Genomic DNA, 1,619 nt, shown 5'->3' on the forward strand with positions numbered 1-1,619 from the left:
TCATCAATTGACGTTACTCGCAGAAGAAGCACCGGCTAACTCCGTGCCAGCAGCCGCGGTAATACGGAGGGTGCAAGCGTTAATCGGAATTACTGGGCGTAAAGCGCACGCAGGCGGTTTGTTAAGTCAGATGTGAAATCCCCGGGCTCAACCTGGGAACTGCATTTGAAACTGGCAAGCTAGAGTCTCGTAGAGGGGGGTAGAATTCCAGGTGTAGCGGTGAAATGCGTAGAGATCTGGAGGAATACCGGTGGCGAAGGCGGCCCCCTGGACGAAGACTGACGCTCAGGTGCGAAAGCGTGGGGAGCAAACAGGATTAGATACCCTGGTAGTCCACGCTGTAAACGATGTCGATTTGGAGGTTGTGCCCTTGAGGCGTGGCTTCCGGAGCTAACGCGTTAAATCGACCGCCTGGGGAGTACGGCCGCAAGGTTAAAACTCAAATGAATTGACGGGGGCCCGCACAAGCGGTGGAGCATGTGGTTTAATTCGATGCAACGCGAAGAACCTTACCTACTCTTGACATCCAGAGAACTTTCCAGAGATGGATTGGTGCCTTCGGGAACTCTGAGACAGGTGCTGCATGGCTGTCGTCAGCTCGTGTTGTGAAATGTTGGGTTAAGTCCCGCAACGAGCGCAACCCTTATCCTTTGTTGCCAGCGGTTCGGCCGGGAACTCAAAGGAGACTGCCAGTGATAAACTGGAGGAAGGTGGGGATGACGTCAAGTCATCATGGCCCTTACGAGTAGGGCTACACACGTGCTACAATGGCGTATACAAAGAGAAGCGACCTCGCGAGAGCAAGCGGACCTCATAAAGTACGTCGTAGTCCGGATTGGAGTCTGCAACTCGACTCCATGAAGTCGGAATCGCTAGTAATCGTAGATCAGAATGCTACGGTGAATACGTTCCCGGGCCTTGTACACACCGCCCGTCACACCATGGGAGTGGGTTGCAAAAGAAGTAGGTAGCTTAACCTTCGGGAGGGCGCTTACCACTTTGTGATTCATGACTGGGGTGAAGTCGTAACAAGGTAACCGTAGGGGAACCTGCGGTTGGATCACCTCCTTACCTAAAGATATTAGTTCGAGTGGCGTGCTCACACAGATTGTCTGATGAAAAAGTAACGAGCAAAGCGCTACCTGTTGATGCCATGAGTCATTCATGCTGATACGAACCGATTAAGTTATTCAGTTTAATCGGATTTTCGTGTCCCCATCGTCTAGAGGCCTAGGACACTGCCCTTTCACGGCTGTAACAGGGGTTCGAATCCCCTTGGGGACGCCATTCCGATAATGAGTGAAAGACATTATCACCGGTTAGCGATAACCGAAAAAATCTTAAAGATGACTTGCGAGTCATGTTTAAGATATTGCTCTTTAACAATCTGGAACAAGCTGAAAATTGAAACATGACGGCTGAAATTTATCCCTCCGTAGATGTATTGGGATAAAGAGTAACCTGTCATAGAGTCTCTCAAATGTTTGCAGCACGAACGATGGAAACATCTTCGGGTTGTGAGGTTAAGTGACTAAGCGTACACGGTGGATGCCTAGGCAGTCAGAGGCGATGAAGGGCGTGCTAATCTGCGAAAAGCGTCGGTAAGGTGATATGAACCG

Annotated in this window: 1 tRNA gene and 2 rRNA genes; all 3 read left to right on the plus strand. The window is 50.5% G+C overall.

What is annotated here, in order from left to right:
- Positions 1 to 1,071, plus strand: a 16S ribosomal RNA gene (locus M6G53_RS24785); the annotation flags it as partial.
- Positions 1,072 to 1,211: 140 nt separating this feature from the next.
- A tRNA-Glu gene (locus M6G53_RS24790) sits at positions 1,212 to 1,287 on the plus strand.
- Between the two features lie 234 nt (positions 1,288 to 1,521).
- Positions 1,522 to 1,619, plus strand: a 23S ribosomal RNA gene (locus M6G53_RS24795); the annotation flags it as partial.

Source organism: Serratia nevei (genome assembly GCF_024160145.1).
GTDB lineage: Bacteria > Pseudomonadota > Gammaproteobacteria > Enterobacterales > Enterobacteriaceae > Serratia > Serratia nevei_A.